The sequence below is a fragment of the Microcystis sp. LE19-84.1B genome (assembly GCF_027531875.1).
Taxonomy (GTDB): Bacteria; Cyanobacteriota; Cyanobacteriia; order Cyanobacteriales; family Microcystaceae; genus Microcystis; species Microcystis panniformis.
Genome location: NZ_JAPZSR010000069.1, coordinates 1 through 24,560, shown reverse-complemented (window position 1 = coordinate 24,560; position 24,560 = coordinate 1). Strand labels below are relative to the sequence as shown.

The window sequence follows — 24,560 nt, the reverse complement described above, 5'->3', positions numbered from 1 at the left end:
AGAGGACAGGACTAAGGTTATTACTAACCCGCACCTGTATGGTTATAAAGTTATCAAGGTACTACATTTACCAAGCGGCTAATCCTCTAAACGTCTTACTGTCTAGTTTCTAGCCAACGAATCGCACCACACCCCACACCCTACACCCCACTGAAAAAGCTCCGGCGCTCGATCGCCCGGATAGATAGTCGGGGATTTGGGTTAGGGTAGTAAAAGATACAGATTACTCGCCCTTGCAGACCAACAATTATGACGAACACCAGTAACCCGCTGCTTGCCGGTCAAGGATTACCAGCTTTTGACCAAATCCAACCTGGCCTGATTGTCCCTGGGATGACGCAACTTTTGCAGGAACTGGCCAGAGAATTAACCGAACTAGAAGCAGAGATTACCCCCACCTGGGAAAAATTAGTCGAACCCCTCACCCGGATTGAAGAACGTTTAAGCTGGAGTTGGGGGATTATCGGTCATCTGATGGGGGTAAAAAATAGCCCAGAATTGCGTCAAGCTTACGAAACCGTACAACCGCAGGTAGTCGAGTTTATTAGCCGTTTAAGCCAAAGTAAACCCATTTATCAAGCATTTTTGTCCCTGCGCCAAGGGGAAAGCTGGGGGCAATTAGACGAGGCACAACAGCGCATTGTCGAAGCTTCCCTGCGGGATGCTCAATTGGCTGGGGTGGGATTGCTAGGGGAGAAAAAAGACAGATTTAACGCGATTCAACTGGAATTAGCGGAAATCACCACGAAATTTTCCAATAACATCCTCGATGCCACCAAAGCTTTTCAACTGAAACTAACAACCCCAGAAGATATCGCCGGTTTACCCCCTAGTCTCCTTAGTTTAGCCGCCCAAACCGCCCGGGGCCAAGGAGAAACTAACGCCGGCACCGAAACTGGTCCCTGGGTGATTACCCTCGATTTTCCCAGTTATTTCCCCTTTATGAAGTACAGCGATAATCGGGAATTGCGGGAAAAACTCTATAAAGCCTACGTTAGTCGGGCCGATCTGGGAGAATTGGATAATAATCCCTTAATCGATCGCATTTTGCAACTTCGTCAGGAACAGGCCCATCTTTTAGGTTATAGTACCTACGCCGAGGTCAGTCTTGCCCGGAAAATGGCCAATTCTGTGGATGAAATCGAGAAATTGCTTGACAATTTGCGCCAAGTAAGCTACGAAGCGGCAAAACAGGATTTAGAGGCCTTAAAAACTTTTGCGGGAACCGACGATCTCAAGCATTGGGATATAGCCTATTGGTCAGAAAAACAGCGTCAGGCCAAGTTTAACTTTAGTGCCGAGGAATTACGCCCCTATTTCCCCCTACCACGGGTTTTAGAAGGCATATTTAGCCTCGCTAAACGGATTTTTGGGGTAGAAATTATCGCTGCCGACGGTAAAGCACCTATCTGGCATCCCGAGGTGCGTTATTTCCAGATTAACGACGAAAAGGGCGAAAAAATCGCCTATTTCTACCTCGATGCCTACAGTCGTCCCGCCGAAAAACGCGGCGGCGCTTGGATGGATGTCTGTATCGGTCGCGCCAAAACCGGCACCGAGGTGCGTTTACCTGTGGCTTATTTAATCTGCAATCAAACGCCTCCAGTGGACGGAAACCCCAGTTTAATGACCTTTGAGGAGGTAACTACCCTATTTCACGAATTTGGCCACGGTTTACAGCATATGTTAACCACTGTGGATTATTCTGGCGCGGCGGGTATTAATAACGTTGAGTGGGACGCGGTGGAATTGCCCAGTCAATTTATGGAAAATTGGTGTTATGATCGCCCTACTTTAATGAGTATGGCCAAACACTACGAAACTGGTGAAACTCTCCCCGAACATTACTACCAAAAACTGCTCCTAGCTAAGAATTATATGAGTGGTTCGGCCATGCTGCGTCAGCTACATTTGTCTTTAGTAGATTTGGAATTACACCATCGTTATCAACCCAATGGCGGCGAAACTCCTAAACAAGTCAGACAGCGTTTAGCGGCGACGACGACGATAATTCCTCCCCTACCGGAAGATGCTTTTTTGTGTTCTTTTGGGCATATTTTCGCTGGCGGTTATGCGGCGGGTTACTATAGTTATAAATGGGCAGAAGTTCTCAGTGCCGATGCTTTTGCCGCTTTCGAGGAAGTGGGATTAGATAACGAAGAAGCAGTGAAAGCGATCGGTCGCCGTTTTCGCGATACTGTTTTAGCTATGGGGGGAAGTTCTCATCCTATGAATGTTTTTAAAGCTTTCCGCGGTCGCGAACCTATTACCGAGCCTCTCCTCCGTCATAGCGGCTTATAAAAGTAGGGTGCGTTAGCGTAGCGTAACGCACCAAAAACTTTTCTTTGTGGTGCGTTACGGCAATATTTAGCTCTTGATTTTTTCCCTGAAAACAAGGGATTGCCTAACGCACCCTACTTAACTGCTGAAACAATCCAGTAGGGTGTGTTAGCGTAGCGTAACGCACCAAAAACTTTTCTTTGTGGTGCGTTACGGCAATATTTAGCTCTTGATTTTTTCCCGAAAAACAAGGGATTGCCTAACGCACCCTACTTGACTGCTGAAACAATCCAGTAAAAATAGACAATGATAGGTTACAATACTATTGTTCTATACATCACCAATCTAGCCTTTGATAAAATTTATGGAATCATCTACTCTACCGATTCATAATCCAGCCGAACGTTTATTAATTATCCTACAAAGATGTTCTCAAGACAAAACTGACGAAACAGTTCAAACAGTTTTCTCAAGAGCCATGGAAGTGGAAAATGACCCTGATTCTGTTCAGAAAGGGTTGATTCAATTACTACAGCTTATTTATCACATAGAAGATCAACTACAATATTTTCCTTCAAGAAAACAGTCTTCCTATAAAGAACTTATGAAACAAATTAAGGATGAATTAATTAGTGTATTTTCAAGACTTGAAATGTCTTGGTCAAATTCTTTCTTAGAGCCATTAAACTCTCCTGACTGGCTCGCCCTACATTGGCTTTCTTCTTGTGTAGAAGATGTTGAGCAAATATATTTAAGCAAAGAGGATTTGAACAGGTTAAGGGAAGAAATATTAGGTTTAATTCAAATGATTGAAGATAGCAAAATTACGCAAGGGTTTAAACAATTTCTGCTGATTAAATTAAATGAAGTCCTGGAAGCTCTTAACAAATTTTACATCGTTGGCTATAATGGTCTTCGCAAGGAAATTTTGGCTACCCTCACCGAGGTGGGAATTAATCAAGTCGAAGGTGAAGATAAGGAAACTAAGAACAATATATCCCAAAAGTTATGTGAATTTTTAACAAAAATAGTTCCAGAAAAAGCACAAAAAATTAATCCGTTAATTAGTCTCCCTGTCAATGTTTATAAGCTGGCAGAAATGTTCACCAATAATAATTTTTTGCCTCCAGGTAATTAACAAAAAAGGGTTGCTATCATATTTAAATCGGCTCTTCGGTTTGTCTTATGCAATCGACGGGGGTTATAAGGAATGGAACCCTTATATAGAAAGGCATTTGGCGATTTTTGTCAATTGTTTTTTATCTAAAGCGAACTAATCAATTAAGTCTCTTGCCAGATAAGGATTTAGTCGATTTATGCCCCCCTATCGAACCATACCAAGTAACGAAGAGCCTTTAAATCTTAGATTTGGGTGTGTTACGCTTCGCTAACACACCCTACTGTATATTTTTATTAAGAATTATCTGTCCCTTGTAACATTAAATCTTAATTCTTAACAAATGACCATAGATTATCAGAGAAAAACTGATTATAATAAAGGGAACTGAACAGAACTGCTCGATCGATAGATAACTGATTAATTAAAGTTTTATTACTTTTGATGGCCTGGGATTAAGATAAGTAAATTTATTCTTGATCGCCCCTTGGAAGTGAGAAGAAATAGTTTTAATAAACAAAGAGTTTTCAACTTGGCAAAAATCCTCTGGGGGAAATACACATGGAAGTTCTAACCGAGACAATTAACCCAACTTCGATCGAACGGGAACCGATCCATCTCTATAACCGAATTCAACCGCACGGAGTGCTTTTAGTTCTCAGCGAACCAGAGCTAAAAGTCAGCCAAACTAGCAGTAATAGCCGCAGTTTATTGGGGATTTCTCCGGGGGAAATTATCGGTAAAACCCTAGAGGAAATCTTCGATCCCTTTCAGATCGATCCTCTAAAATCAGCCATAGAAAATAACGATTTTGATGCTATCAATCCCTCCAAAATTTGGGCGCGGGTTAAAGGGGATGATTTCGCCGTCTTTGATGCTATTTTCCACCGTAACGCCGAACAAATACTGATTTTAGAGTTAGAACCGGCTATTTCCTATGAAAACATTCCTTTCCTGAGTTTTTATCACCTAGCCAAAACTTCGATCGATAAACTTGAAGCCACCCGTAACCTGAAAGATTTCTGTAATATCATCGTTAAAGAAGTGCGAAAAATGACAGGATTCGATCGAGTTATGTTATACAAATTCGACGAAGAAGATAACGGTGATGTGATAGCAGAAGACAAAATAGAGCAACTAGAACCCTATCTCGGTTTACGTTATCCCGCTTCCGATATCCCTCTCCCGGCACGAAATTTATTAAGTGCTAATTGGATTCGACAGATTCCCGATGCCACCTCTGAACCCGTCGATCTAGTGCCTAGTCTTCATCCCGAAACTCAACAACCTTTAAATTTAACCCTGTCCAGTCTGAGAAGTGCTTCTCCCTGTCATTTAGAATACCTGCATAACATGGGAGTGGGAGCATCTCTAACCATTTCTCTGATTGAAAATAAACGTCTATGGGGCATTATTGCCTGTCATCACCGCACCCCCAAATATGTACCCTACGAACTGCGTAAAGCTTGTGAGTTTTTAGGAAGGGTAATTTTCTCGGAAATATCAGCACGGGAAGAAACCGAGGATTATGACTATCGAGTGAAATTAAACTTTGTGCAATCGCAATTAATCGATTATATGGCTGAAGCTAATAACTTTATTGATGGATTAATTGCCCATAAACCGAATCTGCTTGATCTAACTAAAGCCACGGGAGCCGCTATTTGTTTAGGCGGCAATTATACCTTAATTGGAGTAACACCGAGCGAAGAAGAACTAAATTATCTGATTACTTGGCTAGAAAAAAACGTCCATGAAGATGTTTACTATACCAATTCCTTACCGCGAATTTATACCGATGCGGGTAAGTTTAAAGATATTGCCAGTGGTTTACTAGCAATTCCTATTTCTAAACGTAATTATCTCCTCTGGTTTCGTCCGGAAGTAATTCAAACCGTCAACTGGGGTGGTGATCCGGGTAAAGCGATCGAAACGACTGCCATAGATGGTAATATTCGTCTCTGTCCGCGTAAATCTTTCTCCCTCTGGAAAGAAACCGTTCGCCTGAAATCTTTACCCTGGAAAGCAGTAGAAATTAACGCCGCACTAGAATTACGAAAAGCGATCGTCAATATCATCTTAAAACAAGCCGATGAATTGGCACGTTTGGCGCGGGATTTGGAACTATCAAACGCCGAATTAAAAAAATTCGCCTACGTCGCTTCCCACGATTTACAGGAACCCCTCAATCAAGTCGCCAACTATGTGCAGTTGCTAGAAATGCGCTATACCGAAGAACTGGACGAAGATGCTAAAGAATTTATTACTTTTGCCGTCGAAGGTGTCAGCTTGATGCAAACATTAATAGATGATGTGCTGGCTTACTCAAAAGTGGATATGCAGGCGGTAGAGTTTAATACCATTGATGCTAATCTGGCACTGGAAAAAGCTCTCGCTAACCTGAAAGGGAGAACTCAAGAAAGTCAAGCTATAATCACCGTTGATCCTTTGCCAATTGTCATGGCAGATAAAACCCAGTTAATGCAATTGTTCCAAAATCTCATCGGTAATGCCATTAAATTCCGAGGAAAAGCAATCCCCACTATTCATATTGCTGCTCAACGTCAAGAGGAGGAATGGCTGTTCTCTGTCACCGATAATGGAATTGGTATCGATCCCCGATTTTCCGAACGCATTTTCGTGATTTTCCAACGACTACATACCCGCGACGAGTACCCCGGCACAGGTATGGGTTTAGCGATTTGTAAGAAAATTATCGAGTGTCATCGCGGACGAATTTGGGTAGAATCCCAATTAGGCAAAGGAGCGGTTTTCTATTTTACAATTCCCCTAGGAGGTAACGAGCGTGAGCGCTGGCGAGGACGTGCCACACAAAATTATCTTATTAGTGGAGGACAGTAAAGCTGATATTCGCCTCATCCAAGAGGCATTAAAAACTAGCACCGTCCCGCATGAATTAGTTATCGTTAGGGACGGTGTCAACGCCATGGATTATCTGCGTCGAGAAGGGGAGTATCTCGATTCTCCTCGTCCTCATCTGATTCTTCTTGATCTGAATTTACCCAGAAAAGACGGACGGGAGGTATTAGCGGAAATCAAAAACGATCCCAGCTTAAAAAGAATTCCTGTGGTGGTTTTAACCACTTCTCGCAACGAGGAGGATATTTTTTATAGCTATGAACTGCACGTTAATTGTTATATAACCAAGTCGCGCAATCTCAACGATTTGTTCAAAATTGTCAAAAATATCGAAGCTTTTTGGTTAGAAACCGCTACTTTACCTGGGGAGTGAATCATTATCAGTTATCAGTTATCAGTTATCAGTTATCAGGTTTGAGTTTTCAGTTAATAGTAAGCTAAGACGCATCTTAATCGCCTATCCTTAGATGAGCTACATCTCCCCTAATCCCTTTACTGTTGCAAGAGTTGCTTAATGGCTTATCAAGGGGCAAGTTCTGAGCTTTCTTTTCACTGATTACTGATTACTGATTACTGGACGGCTACGCCGTGCCTTTGGCAACACTGAAAAATCTTCCCACTTCCTAACTTCCCAAATCTCTTTAACTCTTGATTAAAAAATGGGACTCTCGCAGGATATAAAAGTTCTTTTAATCGAGGATAATTTAGCCGAAGCTCGATTATTAAAGGAAATTCTTAAGGGTAATGAAAAAAAAGAATTTCATCTGGTTAATGTGTCAAGATTATCGGAGGCAATTTCTCTGTTACAACAAACAAATTTTGATGTAATTTTATTAGATCTAACTTTACCAGATAGTCAAGGTTTGGAATCCTTAGCTCCCCTTTTAATTACGGCTCCGAAATTGCCGATCGTGGTTTTAACTAATACTAATGATGATAATTTAGCTTTGGCAGCACTGCGTCAGGGAGCGCAGGATTATTTAATTAAAAGAGAAGTAAGTTTAGAAATTTTAACTCGATCGCTATGTTATGCGATCGAGCGAAAACAGATGGAGGAAGCTTTACGAGAATCCAACGAAGCTTTAAAAATGAGCGTGATTGAACGCACTAATCAACTGGAAAAAGCGCAGGAATTAAATCAGTTAAAAACTGAATTTGTTTCCATGTTATCCCACGATTTTCGCAATCCTTTAAATAAAATTTTACTCTCGGCTGGATTATTAGAAGAAAGTCGCGATCGGTTGACAAAAGATCAGCAAGTTAGCTATTTTCGCATGATTCGATCGGCCATTAAAGACATGGATCAATTGCTCACAGAAGTGTTATTAATTGGTAGGGCCGATTCCGGGAGATTATACTGTCAATTTGATCCGGTGGATTTGCTTGATTATTGTCAAAAATTGGTAGAATCTTTTATAGTTAAGCCAGAACACCAATCAGCAATTATTTTCCAAGTTGAGGGCAGCTTAGAAAGAGGACTTTGGGATGTTAATTTAATTAAACATATCTTGACAAATTTACTGGGAAATGCTATCAAATATTCACCACAAGGAAACCCCGTAGAATTTAAGATTATCGTCGAATCCGAGCAGGTAGTCTTTAAAATTGTCGATCGAGGCATTGGTATTCCCAGCAAAGATCAAGAACATTTATTTAAACCTTTTTATCGCGGTAGCAATGTCGATAATATTCAAGGGACGGGATTAGGATTAGCCATTGTCGGACGCTGTGTGGAAGCGCATAAAGGACAAATTTACCTGGAAAGTGAGGAAGGAAAAGGCACAAAGATCACGGTGATTCTACCGATTATTACCGACATTGAACACCTAAATTGAGATGAATAATAGGGTGAGATCACAATTTTTTTTTCTGTCCTCGCTCCCTATCTACCTATTTCTTGGATCAAGGGAACGAACCACAAAAATACCGATGGCCTTGTCCACTTTAGTGATATATTTTTCTAGGTCTTTAGCAATGGTAACTTGACCAGCAGGAGAGGCATGAATTAAGCCAATTTTGCCATCAGGAAAGCGATAAACTAGACCGGTATGGGTGGTATCTAAACCAGGGATATTAGTCACGACACCGATAATATCGCCAGCTTGCAGTTGTGGATAAATATCTTTAATCTTAGCGGTAGGAATATAGGTTAAGGATAAGCTTTCTAATTGCAGTTCTACCTGTTGAATACAATCATAATTACTTTGAGGTTTTAACTGGGGATATAGAGGGCGATTTTTGCTCATAAAGTTGAGCTTTTTGTCAAGAGTAATTCCCCCTAATTTTTGAGTAATATTTTCTACGTTACCTCGTTTTTGGTTGTCATTAATCCAATCGGAAAAGTAATGCAGACGACTACAATAACCGTCGAGAATACCGTGGCGATAACGCTGATTTAAAACCTGCTGACTAAAAGCAGAATATTGATAATTTTTTAAAGCAAAATTGTGACTCAAAGCGAGAACTGTTTCCACAAAGAGGAAACAATCAAACTCTTTTAAAGAGATAAATAATTTTTCTGTTGCCGAGCGATCGAGTAATCCTGCTTGATATTTTGCTCCTAAAAATTGAGTGGCTATATTCTGAATTATATCAGGCATAGCTAGGCGATCGAGTTGTTGATTTTGAGCGTACTGCACCAGTTTTTGATAATTAGGATCCCTGACTTCTCGAACAAGAATAGTTTCCGATCGAGCTATACTCAAGGGAATTAAAACAGGATTAATTAATAAATAGGGTAAAGTTATCCAATTAAAAAACATTTTCGATTATTTACTGAAAATAATTAGGGGGCTCTCCTAGGTTTGGTGGGTAAAATGTATTCTAAGATACATTTCTCCTAGCGAGGGGGTGGAACGAACCACAAAGACACAAAGGACACAAAGATCGATCCTATGTAAGTTAAACTGGTCGCGACGCGCTCGCTACGCGAGATCACACAGAACCTAGAAGAGCCACCTCTCATTAACCCCGTTTCTTACCTCTAGAAGCCAAGGCACCCAACCCTAACCCCAATAGGGCCACAACGCCACCCGGTTCAGGGGTGGATTGTACCGGTACCGGACCGGGAGTACCCAGCGTGATTTGATAATATGATTCACCTCCTTGGGGGTCTATAAGAAGACCGAATAAAACTTCAGCAGGAGCTAAGTCATAACCATCAGCATTGAGACTACTATCAAAGTTAGCATCAATAATTGTTCCTGTCCCGTTGGTCTTAAAGAGCCAATTCGTTAAATTAGCTAGGGCAAAGGTGGTTGTCGAGGGACTAGAGGCTAAACCCGTAAAGGTGAGGGAAAACCCTTGCAGGTCGTTGACGTTACCAGGAAAAAGGATAGAAGTATTCGGTCCTAACAAACTATCATCGATGTCAAAATAACCAGTTCCCGCAGAACCGGAGGAAAGTCCAGAACTATAAGTATAGGTCAAAGGAACACGAACGGTAGCGGCTTGGGCAGCCAAGGAAAGAGTACCCAAACCGATGGCGGTAGCGGCAACAGCTACAGAGGTTTTGAAGAACATACAAAACAAAGAAAAAAACATTATCAGTTGCGTAAAGTACCATAGGGGGGGGAATGTCAAGTATTTTCAAGAAAATTAATATAATTTAATTAATTACAGAGAATTATCAGATACTCACCCTGATCATCTTTGAACAGGGACATCTCGTCTGAGGTGCTAACCTTTAACATTTTTGTAATTAAAAGTCAATAGATTAAATATTAATTTTTGTAAAGAAAAGCCTGAGTAGTTACTCAAAAAGCTCTTTACCATCTGTTACAAAATATGGCAAGATATTTATCGAATTGTGTCAAAACCCAGAGTAAATACTCACTTGGGTGACATTTTCTGATACAAAACAGAAACATATATATCTAAATACCTTAAACAAAGGGCGATCATCATCAGATGACGAAAATCACTTCATACCAGACTCAGCAATTCTAAGGAGAACCATCATATATGTTCACTCACGTCAAGTCCACCATTCGTCACATAGTTCCTGACGCGTTGAATGGTCGATCGCTGGTCAAGGTGGTCTATGTCGTGCTAGAACCTCAGTACCAAAGTGCGCTGAGTAGTGCGGTCAGGGAAATCAACGCTAACAACCCGAAACTAGCGATCGAAATTAGTGGTTATTTAATCGAAGAACTGCGCGATGGGGAAAATTATCGCAATTTTCAAGAGGATGTAGCCAAAGCTAATATTTTCATCGCTTCTCTCATCTTTATCGAAGATTTAGCCGATAAAGTTGTGGCCGCTGTCAGTCCCCATCGGGATAAATTAGATGCGGCGATCGTCTTTCCCTCCATGCCCCAGGTAATGCGCTTAAATAAATTAGGTTGCTTTTCCATGGCCCAATTGGGACAGTCTAAGAGTGTCATCGCTAACTTTATGAAAAAGCGCAGGGAAAACTCCGGCGCTGGTTTCCAAGACGCGATGTTAAAGTTATTGCGAACCTTACCGCAAGTCCTGAAATACCTCCCCATGGAAAAAGCTCAGGACGCACGCAACTTTATGTTAAGTTTCCAGTATTGGCTAGGGGGTTCGGCAGAAAATTTAGAGAACTTCCTGTTAATGTTGGCCGATAAGTACGTCTTTGATAACAAGGATGACAGCGTAGTTTACAAGGAACCGGTAGTTTATCCAGATCTGGGTATCTGGCATCCTTTATCCATGAAAATGTTCGAGGATGTCAAGGAATACTTCGCTTGGTACAATAACCGCAGTGATATTGCCGATGACCTAAAAGACCCCTTAGCTCCCTGTGTTGGCTTAATTTTACAGAGAACTCACCTCGTTACTGGTGATGACGCTCATTATGTCGCTCTCGTGCAGGAATTCGAGTCTATGGGTGCGCGAGTCCTTCCTGTTTTTGCCGGGGGATTAGACTTTTCTAAACCGGTAGAAGAATATTTCTGGGATAAAAGCTTAAAAGGAGTGGCAGCGGTTCCCATCGTTGACACGGTAATTTCCCTGACAGGATTTGCTTTAGTGGGAGGTCCAGCGCGACAAGATCACCCGAAAGCGATAGAATCCTTAAAACGTCTCAATCGTCCCTATATGTGCGCGTTACCGCTAGTTTTCCAAACCACCCAGGAATGGGAAGAAAGCGATTTGGGTTTACACCCGATTCAAGTGGCGCTACAGATTGCTATTCCGGAATTAGACGGTGCGATCGAACCTATTATATTATCGGGCCGGGATGGGGCCACGGGTAAAGCGATCGCCTTACAGGATCGGGTGGAAGCGATCGCTCAACGGGCGCTAAAATGGGCTACTCTAAGAAAGAAACCGAAACTGAATAAAAAAGTCGCCATCACCGTCTTTAGTTTCCCCCCCGATAAAGGGAATGTGGGAACCGCAGCCTATCTAGATGTGTTCGGTTCCATCTACGAAGTGATGAAAGCGTTACAAAATAATGGTTATGACTTGCAGGATCTACCCGCGTCTCCCCAAGAACTGATGGCAGCGGTAATCCATGATGCCACCGCACAGTACCATAGTCCGGAGCTAAATATCGCCTATCGGATGTCCGTACCCGAATACGAACGCTTAACCCCCTATTCCGTCCGTTTAGAGGAAAATTGGGGACCACCACCGGGACACCTCAACAGTGATGGACAAAATCTTTTAATCTACGGGAAAGAATTCGGTAACGTCTTTATTGGGGTTCAACCCACCTTCGGTTATGAAGGGGATCCCATGCGTCTGCTCTTTTCTCGTTCTGCTAGTCCCCACCACGGTTTTGCAGCCTACTATACCTATCTCAATCAAGTTTGGAAAGCAGATGCGGTTCTCCATTTTGGCACCCACGGTTCCCTAGAATTTATGCCGGGGAAACAGATGGGAATGTCTGGGGAATGCTACCCCGATAACCTCATCGGGATGATTCCCAACCTCTACTATTATGCCGCTAATAACCCCAGCGAAGCGACGATCGCTAAACGTCGTAGTTATGCGGAAACTATCTCCTATCTCACTCCCCCCGCAGAAAATGCCGGACTCTACAAAGGGTTAAAGGAATTAAGCGAGTTGATCGGTTCCTACCAAACCCTGAAAGATAGTGGGCGTGGGGTGCAAATTGTCAATACCATTGTCGATAAATGTTTATTGGTCAATCTTGACAAAGATATAAGTTTACCTGATGGTGACACCGCCCATCTCAGTCAAGAGGAACGGGATAATATCGTCGGTTCCGTCTATCGTAAACTGATGGAAATTGAATCGCGCTTACTTCCCTGCGGACTGCACGTTATTGGGAAACCCCCCTCGGCGCTGGAAGCGGTGGCAACTTTGGTCAATATTGCCAGTTTAGACCGGGAAGAGGACGATTTACTCTCCTTACCCCGAATTATTGCCAACAGCATCGGCCGGGATCTAGAGGAAGTTTATCGCAATAGCGATCGAGGTGTGTTAGAAGATGTGGAACTACTGCAAAACATCACCCTCGCGACTCGCGCTGCCGTCTCCGCTTTAGTCGAGTCTCAAACCGACGCGGAAGGTCGGGTATCGATGCTTTCTAAGCTGAATTTCTTGAATATAGGCAAGAAATCACCTTGGATCGAAACTTTACGGTCGATGGGTTATCCAAAAGTTGATCCGGAAGCGTTAAAACCCCTGTTTGAATACCTAGAATTCTGTTTAGAACAGGTTTGTGCCGATAATGAATTAGGGGCGCTATTAAAAGCATTAGAAGGAGAATACGTTCTTCCTGGACCGGGTGGCGACCCCATCCGTAACCCCGGAGTTTTACCGACGGGTAAAAATATCCACGCTTTAGATCCCCAGTCTATTCCGACCCTAGCGGCGGTAAAATCGGCTAAAATTGTGGTGGATCGTCTGTTAGAACGGCAAAAACTGGATAATGGCGGTAAGTATCCGGAAACCATCGCTTGTGTTCTCTGGGGAACGGATAATATCAAAACATACGGGGAATCCCTAGCACAAATTCTCTGGATGGTGGGAGTTCGTCCCGTTCCCGATGCTTTGGGACGGGTGAATAAATTGGAGTTAATTCCCCTAGAGGAATTAGGAAGACCGCGCATTGATGTGGTGGTCAATTGTTCTGGTGTTTTCCGGGATTTATTTATCAATCAGATGAACTTGCTTGACCAAGGCGTAAAAATGGCCGCGGAAGCAAACGAACCGATAGAGGTGAATTATGTCCGCAAACACGCTATTGAACAAGCAAAAGAAATGGGTTTAACGGTTCGACAGGCAGCCACCCGCATCTTTTCTAATGCTTCCGGTTCCTATTCTTCTAACATCAATCTCGCGGTGGAAAATAGCAGTTGGGAAGACGAAAAAGAGTTACAGAATATGTATCTCAACCGCAAGGGTTTTGCTTTCGATTCTGATAATCCGGGGATGATGGCCGATAATCGTCAGTTGTTTGAAGCATCTTTAAAAACTGCGGAGGCAACTTTCCAAAACTTGGATTCTAGCGAGATTAGTTTAACCGATGTTTCCCACTATTTCGACTCGGATCCGACGAAGGTTGTGGCTAGTTTACGCGATGATGGCAAAAAACCGGCGGCCTATATTGCCGATACTACCACCGCTAACGCTCAAGTGCGTACTTTGTCGGAAACCGTGCGCTTGGATACCCGCACCAAGTTACTCAATCCCAAATGGTACGAGGGAATGTTAAGTCACGGTTACGAAGGAGTCCGAGAATTATCGAAGCGTTTAGTTAATACCATGGGATGGTCTGCAACTGCTGACGCGGTGGATAATTGGGTTTATGAAGATGTCAACACCACCTTTATTCAAGATGAGGAAATGTGTCAGCGTCTGATGAATCTCAATCCCAACTCTTTCCGCAAGATGGTGGGAACCCTGCTAGAAGTTAATGGTCGCGGTTACTGGGAAACTTCCCAGTCGAATTTAGACCGCTTACAGGAACTTTATCAAGAAGTGGAGGACCGCATCGAAGGAATCGAGTAGAATCTAAAGTAAGGTGGGCATTGCCCACCTTAATTATTTCAATGGGTAAACTCAGTAAATTAGTCGAAAAGTTTCTGTCCTATCCCCCCGATGTTCGTTTCGAGGAAGTAAAATATCTTTTAGAAGCGTTCGGATATAGAGAAATTCGCTCTAGAGGTAGCCACCACGCTTTTGAAAATGATTCGGGAGACGTGATGATTATTCCGAAGAAGGGAGGAAATAAAGTTAAACGAACTTACCTTAGAGAGATTGTTAAAGTATTAGATTTGGAGAATTGGCAAGATGACAACCGATAAAGCACTGAAACGTCCACCTCTAGAATACTTTTTATCTCTTAAATATCCGATTTCAATTTATCCCGAAGAAGAAGGCGGATACACCGCGTTAATTCCAGATTTACCCGGATGTATGAGTCAGGGGGAAACTTTAGAGGAAGTGATTATTAATATTGAAGAAGCGAGAGAATTATGGATAGAGACGGTTTATTTTAGTGGTAAAAAAGACATTCCCATCCCTTCTAAAAGATAACTCAAAAAATACCAGAAAATTTCAAACTTTCGATTATTGTACCCCGCTCTTGATCGGATTTACCGCTCTTTTTGCGTAGGTTGGGTTGAACGAAGTGAAACCCAACAACTGAGGGTTTCTGAGGGTTTCTGTCGGGTTTCGTGACCTCAACCCGACCTAGGAATTTACTAGCTGTATTAGATCACCGGATCTTTGTTGTCACGATCGTTATATTGCCGAGGGCACCGGAGTTTAGGTTCGCACCTGTTTGTTGTGTAGTATAGTTATTCAGTGGAGGGTTTGGTCCACTAGGATTCCATTGAGATGAATTATCTTTACTGCCCCAAGGACAATCCCATGTGTATGTACCAACCTTCACGTCTCCGTCATAAATATCAAAAGATCCCTCGGTTCCTGAAGCTGCGTCTGATCGACCGCAGGCGTTTATAGTATAAGATTGTCCAGACTCAATGACATGGCCTTCAATATCGCCTGGAGCGATTTCGTCATCTTTCTTGTCACTGTAAAACTTGCCCCAAGAATGTGAAACATTCTTAAGAGTTGCCCTGTAGTTTGAAGGATAAATCGATATAGTAACCCATTGCGCGTAAGCCATGATTAACTCCTAATAGAATGAATGGTTTTTCTGAAAGTTCTGGCGAGACACAAAATACTCGCAAAATTCTGTGATTGAAGTTTTTTAGGATCACAAGTATCACTCGTAATCCATGAGGTAATCAACGAGTACCGAACTAATGAACGACCCGAACCAACTAAGTTTAAATTGTGAGCGAAAAATTTCATCGAGGCAAGTAAGCAAAAGACGGATAAAGGCGGTACTTTTCTCAACAATATTTACAAAAGACGGTTTTTGTCAGATAATGACGGGTAGAGACTGCCACGGAATTAGTGATACAGGTATGAATCCCCAAGAACTAGCCGGCTACCTAGACGAGTTAATATTCTCCTCGACGGGGAAACACATCGATAGCCTACAACTCGCAATTCTTAAGGGAGTTCTCAACGGACAAAAATACGCGGACATCGCGAAAGAGTATAACTGTAGTACGGGTCACGCCAAAGATGAAGCCTACAAACTCTGGCAACTTCTTTCGGATACATTAGGAGAAGATATTAATAAATCTAATTTTCGTGCGACTATTGAAAGAATAATTGCTAAAAACTCTCAATTTGTAGGCAATATTAAAATCGAAAAGCTTAATCTTTGTTCTGGTTCTTTTAGAGATATAGAGAACAACAACGAACTCATCCCCGATGATAAAGTTTTCATCGATTCTATCCAAAAGAAAACCAAGCGAGACACGATCCCGCGGTTAGTAAAACTTGGATTAACCTCGGAACAAATCGCCGAAGCTCTCGATTTACCTATTCTAGAAGTTAGAAAAATCCGGGATAGTCAAAAATAATCCGCAGGTAGCTCTTTTTGCGTAGGTTGGGTTGAACGAAGTGAAACCCAACAACTGAGGGTTTCTGTCGGGTTTCGTCACCTCAACCCGACCTACGAATTTACTTTTTTGCCCACTAAAGTATCCCATCTCGATTGCTCCTAAAGAAGAATTGAGGGAGCTAGAAAGTTATGGATAGAGAAAGTTTATTTTAGTGGTAAAAAAGAAATTCCTTTACCTTCTCAAAGATAAATTTTCTCACTCTCGACTCACAGCGATCGCATTATGCCAGAATTGAGGGATAACTTTCCCCGGTCTGCAAGCCGGAGGGGACAAAACTGGTTTATGCTAGAAGGGGTTACTCTTAACGTAACTTTACAAAGTCATCGATCGCCCACATTTATGGATTGCATCATCAATCGTCGAGCGCGGTTTTCAGCCAGCCATCGCTATTATCTGCCAGAATGGGACGAAGCCGAAAATCAAAGACTTTTTGGTCTTGGTAGCCGTTTTCCCGGTCATGGTCACAATTACGAATTATACGTCTCCCTATACAAAGAACTCAATCTTTATGGCATGGTGGAAAATCTCTCCACCGTGAAACAGGTAATTAAACGAGAGATAACCAGTCAATTAGACTACTCCTATCTCAATCAAGTCTGGCCAGAATTTCAGCAAACCCTACCCACCACAGAAAATATCGCTAGAGTTATCTGGCAAAGATTAACACCCTATTTACCATTGGTCAAAATTCAACTATTTGAACACCCCGAATTGTGGGCAGAATATCAAGGAAAAGATATGGAAGCAACTTTAACTATCAAAACCCATTTTAGCGCCGCCCATCGTTTGGCTTTACCGCAATTAACCCTCGAACAAAACTCGGAAATCTACGGCAAATGCGCCAGGGTAAACGGTCATGGTCATAATTATCACCTAGAAGTATCCGTGGCGGGAGAAATTGATCCCCGCACCGGTATGATTGTAGATCTAGGGGATTTACAAAAAGCGATCGATGAATTGGTAGTGGAACCCTTCGATCATGCTTTTTTAAATAAGGATATTCCCTACTTTGCCGAAGTGGTTCCCACCGCGGAAAATATTGCCCTACATATCGCTCAACTATTAGAGGAACGGATCCGCCAATTAGGAGCCGAATTAGATAAAGTTAAACTGATTGAAAGTCCCAATAATTCTGCGGAAATCCACTGTCGTGGTTCGGTTCAAACTCCCCGACAACTTCTAGAAAAAACCCTGACAGCCGTTTAATTGCCTGTTAGTTAAGGTGATTAGGGTGAGCATGGCTCACCCTGAGGGATTTAATTAAACCCTAGTTAAACACTTCTCGCCATCCTCGCTTTCCTTTGCTTTGGCGTAAGGGAGAGGCTAAATCGACAATTTTCTCGAGCAGTTTCGGGGCCAATTTTTGACACCAAAGAGCTAGATGACTTTGCCAACCGACGACAATTTCCGTTTTTTCCCTATTTAACCCGGTAATTAGAGTTTGGGCGACTTCTTCGGCGCTCATCGGTTTTAACCATCGAAATAACTGCAATTCTCGCACCATATCCGTATCGGTTAAAGAGGGTAAGAGGGTGACAACTTTGATGTTGTGTTCCCGTAATTCCGACCTGAGAGCTTGACTAAAACCCAAAATGGCAAATTTGGTGGCCGAGTAGGTAGCGAAGCTAGGAGCGGCAATTTTACCCATCATGCTGGAAACATTGACGATGGTTCCCTGTCCCCGAATTGCCATCCGGCGGGCAATTAAGCGAGTAACCGTGTACATGGCCATCAGATTTAAAGATATTTCTGCTTGCACTTGCGAAAATTGCGATCGCAGAAAGGGGGTTTGATGGGCAATACCGGCACAGTTAACAAGGATATCAATGCCACGGCATTCTTGCCAAACGCGGATAATTGAAGGACTAACAAGGTCATTTTCGGTTAAATCTAGGGCTAAAGGTGTGGCAATGACCCCTAGGGACTCAATTTCTTTGGCTAGTTTTTCTAATCGCTCTTGATCTCTGGCAACAATCACAATTCTGCTTAAACCTTGTCGGGCCAATTCTAAGGCGATCGCTCGTCCAATACCCCGGGATGCCCCCGTGACTAGAGCAGTTTTTCCCTGTAATTTCATGATCAAACTCCTGTTTTAAGCAACAGTACGGGAATTTATTGGTTTTGCTTCTGAAATCTTTGATTTGTGCATCTATGCCCTACATAAGTAGCGAAGCAATCGGGGGATAGATGGATAGGTTAGGGTGCATGGGGTTTTTCCTCCTTCAAAGCGCACTCTTGAACCCACGGTAACAGTTGTCTTTACAAACAGCAATCTTTTTTAACACTTTTCCGCAAAATCACTCGATCGGATGAACGCTCAGGGTGATCCTCGATCCGACGGAAACCCCAGGGGACTTGCAGATATAGGTAGGGTATGGTGAAAAAGTTTGTTGGTGGGGGCAGGGTGTGGGGTGTGGGGTGTGGGGTTTTACCGATTTTGAGGTAGTCAGTTACCTAATTTTCAGGGAAAAAGTCCCGGAATTTTACCCCCGCTCACTCCAATGGTCAGCACTTTTTCAGGGGAAAAAAGTCTAAAAGCCTTATCCAACAAGGTTTTTAGATTTATTCAGCCAGCCCTAGGTAGAGTATGCTGAAAAAGTAGGGGCGAAGCATATCTCGGATAGGAAATCTACGGTTTCAGCGATAGGTTATGCCCGAATGCTTCGCCCCCACAGGACTTGCTCCCCTCTCCTAATCGCCAAACCCAATGAATAACCCCCCCGATAGTCCATTCAATTACACAGAGGCTTTTATTGCCCTAGGCACGAGTAATTTCGATCGCTCGGTACAGTTTTATCGTCAACTGTTGCAACAGGAACCAAAGCCCTACCTTGCCGCCGTTTATGCGGAATTTAGGCTGATTAACCTTAAATTAGGTCTTTTTTGCCCTAAAGAGTCCCACAGAGACGAATTTAGCGATTCTAGTGGCAGTGGCATGAGCATTTGTTTCGAGGTGGAGAGTCTCGAAAAAGCGATCGAGCATTGGAGCGAAATCGGCTATGGTGCTAGGGGAGAAATTAGCCAAGCTTCCCACGGTCCGGAAATCTACATCTATGATCCCGATGGTAATCGTTTAATTTTCCATCAATCCACCGCTAAAACCAATCCTTTCAGGTAGGAACCTTCCGAGTGATAGATACTGGTGGGATGGTCGGCTGGTTGGCTTAAACGTGCTAAAATTCGCACTGGGCGAGCCGATTCAATGGCTGCCGCCATGACAGCCCCCTGAAAATGTTCTTCGTTAACCACTTGGGAACAGGAAAAGGTGAAAATAATACCGTGGGGGCGAATTTTCTGGAAAGCTTGGTAATTTAATCTTTTATAAGCCATAACCGCCTGATGACGGGATTGGATACTTTTGGCAAAAGCGGGGGGATCGAGAACAATCAGATCGTAATCCTCCTGACAGTCGCGCAGAAAGTTAAAAACATCGGTGCTGTAGGATTGATGGGGAACTTGACTGAGATTATTCAGGGCGATATTTTTTTCGGTAAGATCGATCGCACCGTGGGAACTATCAACGGAATCGACTAGGGCAGCCCCCGCTTGCATAGCATAGACGGAAAAGCCGCCAGAGTAACAAAAAGTGTTTAAAACCCGTTTATTCTGGCAATATTGAGATAATAAGGCTCTATTTTCCCTTTGATCGAGGAAAAATCCCGTTTTTTGTCCTTTTTCCCAATCAATAATAAAGCGATGGCCGGATTCTAACACCTCATCGCCGGTTTTTTGACCAAATAAGTATTTATTCTCGGAGATATGGGCGCTTTTCGCCAAAACTGCGGCACTTTTATCGTAAACTGCCCGTAAATTGTCAGCGTAGATAGTTTTCAGGCAATCGACAATCAGATCGAGACGTTGGTATAAAGCTAGGGAATAAGCTTGAATAACCGCCGTGCCATTGTACCAATCGACGATTAAACTGGGTAAACCGTCCCCTTCAGCGTTAATTAAACGATAACAGTTAGTTTTCGGGTTATCCACTAAACCGATTTGTTGTCGCAGCTGATAGGCATTCTGGAATTTTTCGAGAAATAATTGAGCAATATCGCTGACTTTTGGGAAAGAAAGAATTTTAACGGCAATATTGCTAGGATTATACAGTCCAGTGGCTAGATATTCGCCTCGATCGCTATAAACCTCCACGATAGCACCCTCTTTGACTTCTCCCTCCATCTCTTTAATCGCCCCGGAAAATATCCAAGGATGGAATCGTTTAACAGCATCAATTTTATGGTTTCTCAGGATAATTTTCGCTAAATCTGGCATGGATAAAGAATCAGGGTTGATAGCTGACGGCTACTAGACAATTCTATTATCCCCTGCCAGCAGCGCAAAACCATAGTTTCTTATCCCTCGAGGGAGTGGCACATGAGTAGAAAACGGGTTTCTCGGAGAAACCCGTTTTCTGTGCGTTACTCAACGGATTTAGTATCAGAGGGAATTCTCGCCTATAATAAGTTAGATTTTAGCGATATTCCCTCGACAAATGCCAAGAAAAAGTGATGCTGCCGGTGGTTTAAGTTTATGGTTCCAACGTTTGGGGGCTGCCGGTTTATTAGCGGGACAAACTTTTTTACATATTCTTAATGGCAAAATCCACCGGCGTAATACTCTGGAACAAATGAGTATTGTTGGGCCAGAATCCTTGACAATTGCCCTAATTACTGCTGCTTTTGTGGGTATGGTTTTCACTATTCAGGTAGCCAGAGAATTTATTTTTTTTGGGGCGGGTAGTTTTGTTGGGGGAGTCCTTTCCTTGGCTTTAACCAGGGAATTAGCCCCAGTTTTAACCGCGGTGGTGGTGGCGGGGAGAGTTGGCTCGGCTTTTGCCGCCGAAATTGGTACAATGCGAGTAACAGAACAAATTGACGCTTTATATATTTTAAAAACCGATCCGATCGATTATTTGGTCATTCCCCGGGTGATTGCCTGTAGTTTAATGTTACCCCTGCTCACTATTATCTCTTTAGTCACGGGATTACTCGGTGGTTTATTGATTTCTGATAGTCTTTACGGTATTTCCTATTCCCTATTCTTACAATCAGCCCAAAATTTTCTGGAAACATGGGATTTAATTAGTTCTATGTTCAAGTCCCTTATTTTTGGGATTTTAATTGCTATTATCGGCTGCAGTTGGGGTTTAACCACCACCGGCGGTGCTAAAGGAGTTGGTCAATCTACTACCACGGCTGTGGTAACTTCTTTATTAGCGATTTTTGTGGCTAATTTTTTCCTCTCTTGGCTGATGTTTCAAGGGACAGGTAATGTGGAAATCGGCTAAGACAGTTATCAGTTATCAGTAATCAGTTATCAGTTATCAGTGCCAAGAAAACGGCAATTTTCTACTTAATACCTAATATCTAATACCTAATACCGCTCACTAAAAACTCAAATCTGATCACCGATTACTGATAATTATCTATTCTCAAGATTAGGATTTGTTGAAGGGATTGAGAGTAAGACAAGTTTTAATTAATTCCTCCACTCCCAGAACTGGATAAATAGGGACTCCTAACTGATTAATAACAGTTTCTAGGGTGAGATCATCTAAAAATACCGCTTCCCCATGCTTGAGCATGAGGGAGGGTAATAAAACCCCATCCCCAAGATTTTTACCTTGTAATCCTTTGAGAATATCTTGCCCGGTTAATAAACCCGTAACCGTGATTTCCTGCCCCCAATAATCACTATTTAAAGTCACTAATTCCACGGTTAAACCCCGCACCTTATTTAACTGTTTAACTAGGGGTTGAAAAGCTTGTTCTACCGCATTTCCCACTACCCATATTAACCGTCTAGATGGAGTAATTTGAGCAGGTAATAACTTCTTGGCTGTCTTCTGGAAATCCCTAATAAATTGACGAATCGAGCCAACTCCGTTACCGATTTGGGGATAGTCTTCGTAGTGAGATTGAGGGGGTAAATCGACTCGGGCAATTAAAAACCATTCATCGGCTAACCACACCACATTACTGCCAAATTCTTGACGAAATTGTTTTTGTAAAGTTTGGACTTGTTCGATCACTTCTCGCGCTTTTTCTTGGCTAACGGGAATTAATTCATCTTCTTGGGGACGAAAGCGGGTTAATCCCACGGGAACTACGGCAACCGACTCCACACAGGGAATATCCCCCCGATGAAAAGAAACCAGATCTAACAGGGTTCTTTCGAGATGAATGCCATCATTAATATTGGGACAAACTACCACTTGGGCATGAATTTGTAATTGTCTGGCTTGTAGCCATTTTAAATGGTCTAAAATTTGACCAGCGCGGGGATTTTTTAAGAGACGAATCCTCAGATCGGGTTCCGTGGCATGAACGGACACAAAAAGCGGTGATATTCGCATCTTTTCGATCCGCTGCCATTCTTTTGAGGTGAGATTAGTTAAGGTTAAATAACTGCCATAGAGAAAACTTAAGCGATAGTCATCATCTTTATAGTATAAAGTTTCTCTTTTGCCCTCTGGTTGTTGATCTATAAAGCAAAAAGGACATTTATTATTACACTGAATTAAGCCATCAAAAAGGGCATTTTCAAACTCTAAACCTAAGTCTTCATGATAATCTTTTTCGATTTTTACTTGATGAGTTTTGCCCTGACTATCAAGCACTTCTAGGGTTAAAAATTCATCGGCACATAAAAATTGATAATCGATTAAGTCCCGGGGACGATTACCATTGATAGAGACGAGCGCATCCCCGATTTCAAAACCCACCTCGGCGGCGATCGAATCTGGGATGACACCAGTAATTTTAGCTGGACGAATAGTTAATTCACTCATATTTTTAGGTCGCCATCCAATTATTTAACTGCATTTCCCAGAGAGTCTTTGGCTACATCTCACTTTTGTCAACCGTTCTTCTATCTTATCAAATCTCTTATCTACCTGATCAAATCTCTCATCGATCCGTTTTTCCAGAGAGTCGATTTTCCCCTCAATCCTTGTCAGAACTGCTTCTAGGGAATAAGTGACGGTTTCGTTAGCCATTTTCTCTCTCCTTTATCTCTTCTGGATTCACCATCGTGATCTCAATATCAGTATCGCTGATTTTTGCCTCCAAGTTTCAATCCCTATTAGGGGTTAAGATTAATTGGAACTACCTTTTCTTGGAATCACTTGTATTTTTTGCATGACTTTTATTTAAATAAAGTTAAAAATATTATAACACCAACAAAAAAGTAATTAATACTAAAATACTAAGATTAGTTTAATAATCTTAATAGTTATAACGTACATAATTTAAAAATGTTATAAAAAATTTTCAGTAAAAATACAATAAGGCGTTGTGGAATATTTGTATTAGTTTTGAAGTTGTATATGATTAAAGCTTTGTCCACATTTTTGTTGGTTGCCATGCAGTAAGCAGTAATAGCTAGTCCAGTTAATACTCTCACTGGATCTATGACAATATTTAAACAAGTAATGCCAATTAATAATCAATGGCAAGTCGGTAGTCCGTGTATAGCAACTGGCGGATTTACGGATATATACAAAAATGGGATAATTGTTTTAAGAAATGATGATAGAGAATAGATATTTCCGAAAATTAAATATGCGTAATCTGAAACCGTTGGTAGGGACAATTCATGAATTGTCCCTACATTTTTGGAGTAAAATTCATGAATTGTCCCTGCGTTTTCGGAGATGTCTAATGATGACACAGCTAGTCTCTCTGCTATAGCACAAAAGTCGTTTAGCATGATACGCTATCTAACCTTAGTGCGATCGCTTTGAACTTTTCCTATTCCCCTTGAGTTGCTTGTCTAACCTGTTCGATATCTAATTCTAAAGCTTGTGCTATCTGTTCAAAGTTTAATCCTAATGCCAATAAACGAGGAATAGAGGCTAATTTTGCCGCTAATTCGCCTTCTTGTCGGCCTTCCTCTCTACCTTCCTCTCTACCTTCCTCTCTACCTTCCTCTCTACCTTCCTGATACACTTTAGTTTGTTTTAAATCGCTTAAACTAAACATCGCTTCTATCTCCTTTCTACTGACTTGGGGTAACTTATAAACCAAGATTGTCTCTATCAATTCTAAGAGTTCTTGCTGTTGTTTGACCTTAGGTAATTCTTCTCTAATCCGTGGAATTAATTGTTTTCCCTGCTCGATCGCTCTTGCGGTGGGTGCTATAATTAACTGTAACATCGATATTCCCAGGGATTCCCCTTCCCTTAATTCCTCGAGATAAAAACGTAAAATCCTGCCTGAGTTGATTAACTCCCCATAACGAGCCGTCTCTACGCTTTCCACTGAACGCCGAGGATAAATAACTACTCCCTGCCAATTGTTGCTTAAGTCCGTTTGGTGGAGATAGAGGAAGATTTCACTGAAGAAACGGGAATAAAACCT

General features: G+C 42.2%; 21 protein-coding genes. 13 read left to right on the top strand and 8 right to left on the bottom strand.

The annotated features are described in order from the left end of the window. Nucleotides 1-249: 249 nt before the first annotated feature. From O9324_RS03945 to O9324_RS03925, 5 genes are all read left to right on the top strand, one after another. Nucleotides 250-2,301, top strand: coding sequence for a M3 family metallopeptidase (locus tag O9324_RS03945; protein WP_288139531.1), 2,052 nt, complete (start codon nucleotides 250-252; stop codon nucleotides 2,299-2,301). A 343-nt stretch (nucleotides 2,302-2,644) separates the two neighbouring features. Then, entirely contained in the window at nucleotides 2,645-3,418 is a 774-nt protein-coding gene (locus tag O9324_RS03940; protein ID WP_288139530.1) for a hypothetical protein, read from the top strand. Nucleotides 3,419-3,958: 540 nt separating this feature from the next. Beyond that, nucleotides 3,959-6,259, top strand: coding sequence for a sensor histidine kinase (locus O9324_RS03935; protein WP_288139529.1), 2,301 nt, complete (start codon nucleotides 3,959-3,961; stop codon nucleotides 6,257-6,259). Beyond that, nucleotides 6,204-6,650, top strand: a complete 447-nt coding sequence (locus O9324_RS03930) for a response regulator (RefSeq protein ID WP_002785297.1) — start codon at nucleotides 6,204-6,206, stop codon at nucleotides 6,648-6,650. The genes O9324_RS03935 and O9324_RS03930 overlap by 56 nt, the downstream gene beginning before the upstream one ends. Nucleotides 6,651-6,936: 286 nt before the next feature. Continuing rightward, nucleotides 6,937-8,112, top strand: a complete 1,176-nt coding sequence (locus O9324_RS03925) for a hybrid sensor histidine kinase/response regulator (RefSeq protein ID WP_002769247.1) — start codon at nucleotides 6,937-6,939, stop codon at nucleotides 8,110-8,112. A 51-nt stretch (nucleotides 8,113-8,163) separates the two neighbouring features. Here O9324_RS03925 and O9324_RS03920 read toward each other — a convergent pair whose 3' ends face one another. Next, nucleotides 8,164-9,039: an N-acetylmuramoyl-L-alanine amidase-like domain-containing protein gene (locus O9324_RS03920; protein ID WP_288139528.1), complete on the bottom strand. Its 876-nt coding sequence runs from the start codon at nucleotides 9,037-9,039 to the stop codon at nucleotides 8,164-8,166. 202 nt (nucleotides 9,040-9,241) lie between these two features. Next, nucleotides 9,242-9,799, bottom strand: a complete 558-nt coding sequence (locus tag O9324_RS03915) for a hypothetical protein (RefSeq protein ID WP_288139527.1) — start codon at nucleotides 9,797-9,799, stop codon at nucleotides 9,242-9,244. Between the two features lie 441 nt (nucleotides 9,800-10,240). Here O9324_RS03915 and O9324_RS03910 point away from each other — a divergent pair, with 441 nt between their 5' ends. Genes O9324_RS03910 through O9324_RS03900 form a run of 3 tightly spaced genes read left to right on the top strand, consistent with a single transcriptional unit; the run spans nucleotide 10,241 to nucleotide 14,755 of the window. Continuing rightward, the gene (locus tag O9324_RS03910; RefSeq protein ID WP_288139526.1) at nucleotides 10,241-14,227 is read left to right on the top strand and encodes a magnesium chelatase subunit H; all 3,987 of its coding nucleotides are present in this window, start codon (nucleotides 10,241-10,243) and stop codon (nucleotides 14,225-14,227) included. 41 nt (nucleotides 14,228-14,268) lie between these two features. Next, complete coding sequence (locus O9324_RS03905; protein ID WP_043996790.1) at nucleotides 14,269-14,523, top strand: type II toxin-antitoxin system HicA family toxin; 255 nt, start codon at nucleotides 14,269-14,271, stop codon at nucleotides 14,521-14,523. Then, nucleotides 14,510-14,755, top strand: a complete 246-nt coding sequence (locus O9324_RS03900; RefSeq protein ID WP_288139525.1) for a type II toxin-antitoxin system HicB family antitoxin — start codon at nucleotides 14,510-14,512, stop codon at nucleotides 14,753-14,755. The genes O9324_RS03905 and O9324_RS03900 overlap by 14 nt, the downstream gene beginning before the upstream one ends. A 181-nt stretch (nucleotides 14,756-14,936) precedes the next feature. On the opposite strand, the gene O9324_RS03895 is transcribed toward O9324_RS03900, so the two are convergent. Beyond that, nucleotides 14,937-15,350, bottom strand: a complete 414-nt coding sequence (locus O9324_RS03895; protein WP_288139524.1) for an aegerolysin family protein — start codon at nucleotides 15,348-15,350, stop codon at nucleotides 14,937-14,939. A gap of 265 nt (nucleotides 15,351-15,615) precedes the next feature. On the opposite strand from O9324_RS03895, the gene O9324_RS03890 reads away from it, so the two are divergent. Beyond that, on the top strand, nucleotides 15,616-16,161 hold the full coding sequence (locus tag O9324_RS03890; protein WP_002769227.1) for a helix-turn-helix domain-containing protein: 546 nt from the start codon (nucleotides 15,616-15,618) through the stop codon (nucleotides 16,159-16,161). Nucleotides 16,162-16,542: 381 nt separating this feature from the next. Beyond that, the gene (locus tag O9324_RS03885) at nucleotides 16,543-17,409 is read left to right on the top strand and encodes a 6-pyruvoyl trahydropterin synthase family protein (RefSeq protein WP_288139532.1); all 867 of its coding nucleotides are present in this window, start codon (nucleotides 16,543-16,545) and stop codon (nucleotides 17,407-17,409) included. Between the two features lie 61 nt (nucleotides 17,410-17,470). On the opposite strand, the gene O9324_RS03880 is transcribed toward O9324_RS03885, so the two are convergent. Beyond that, on the bottom strand, nucleotides 17,471-18,280 hold the full coding sequence (locus O9324_RS03880; protein WP_004163364.1) for an SDR family NAD(P)-dependent oxidoreductase: 810 nt from the start codon (nucleotides 18,278-18,280) through the stop codon (nucleotides 17,471-17,473). A 630-nt stretch (nucleotides 18,281-18,910) separates the two neighbouring features. Between O9324_RS03880 and O9324_RS03875 the strand changes: the two genes are divergently transcribed. After that, nucleotides 18,911-19,321, top strand: a complete 411-nt coding sequence (locus O9324_RS03875) for a VOC family protein (RefSeq protein WP_288139523.1) — start codon at nucleotides 18,911-18,913, stop codon at nucleotides 19,319-19,321. Here O9324_RS03875 and O9324_RS03870 read toward each other — a convergent pair. Beyond that, the gene (locus O9324_RS03870) at nucleotides 19,288-20,472 is read right to left on the bottom strand and encodes a class I SAM-dependent rRNA methyltransferase (protein WP_287628495.1); all 1,185 of its coding nucleotides are present in this window, start codon (nucleotides 20,470-20,472) and stop codon (nucleotides 19,288-19,290) included. The genes O9324_RS03875 and O9324_RS03870 overlap by 34 nt on opposite strands. Before the next feature lie 102 nt (nucleotides 20,473-20,574). Between O9324_RS03870 and O9324_RS03865 the strand changes: the two genes are divergently transcribed. Both O9324_RS03865 and O9324_RS03860 read left to right on the top strand, forming a co-directional pair. Continuing rightward, on the top strand, nucleotides 20,575-20,709 hold the full coding sequence (locus tag O9324_RS03865) for a hypothetical protein (RefSeq protein ID WP_260441865.1): 135 nt from the start codon (nucleotides 20,575-20,577) through the stop codon (nucleotides 20,707-20,709). After that, nucleotides 20,693-21,487: an MlaE family lipid ABC transporter permease subunit gene (locus tag O9324_RS03860; RefSeq protein ID WP_002769219.1), complete on the top strand. Its 795-nt coding sequence runs from the start codon at nucleotides 20,693-20,695 to the stop codon at nucleotides 21,485-21,487. The genes O9324_RS03865 and O9324_RS03860 overlap by 17 nt, the downstream gene beginning before the upstream one ends. A 150-nt stretch (nucleotides 21,488-21,637) precedes the next feature. Here O9324_RS03860 and O9324_RS03855 read toward each other — a convergent pair whose 3' ends face one another. From O9324_RS03855 to O9324_RS03845, 3 genes are all read right to left on the bottom strand, one after another. Further along, nucleotides 21,638-22,990: a TIGR03279 family radical SAM protein gene (locus O9324_RS03855; RefSeq protein WP_288139522.1), complete on the bottom strand. Its 1,353-nt coding sequence runs from the start codon at nucleotides 22,988-22,990 to the stop codon at nucleotides 21,638-21,640. 24 nt (nucleotides 22,991-23,014) lie between these two features. Beyond that, complete coding sequence (locus O9324_RS03850; RefSeq protein ID WP_287628498.1) at nucleotides 23,015-23,197, bottom strand: DUF4164 family protein; 183 nt, start codon at nucleotides 23,195-23,197, stop codon at nucleotides 23,015-23,017. Between the two features lie 754 nt (nucleotides 23,198-23,951). Further along, on the bottom strand, nucleotides 23,952-24,560 hold a 609-nt coding region (locus O9324_RS03845), incomplete at its 5' end, for an Rpn family recombination-promoting nuclease/putative transposase (RefSeq protein WP_288139521.1).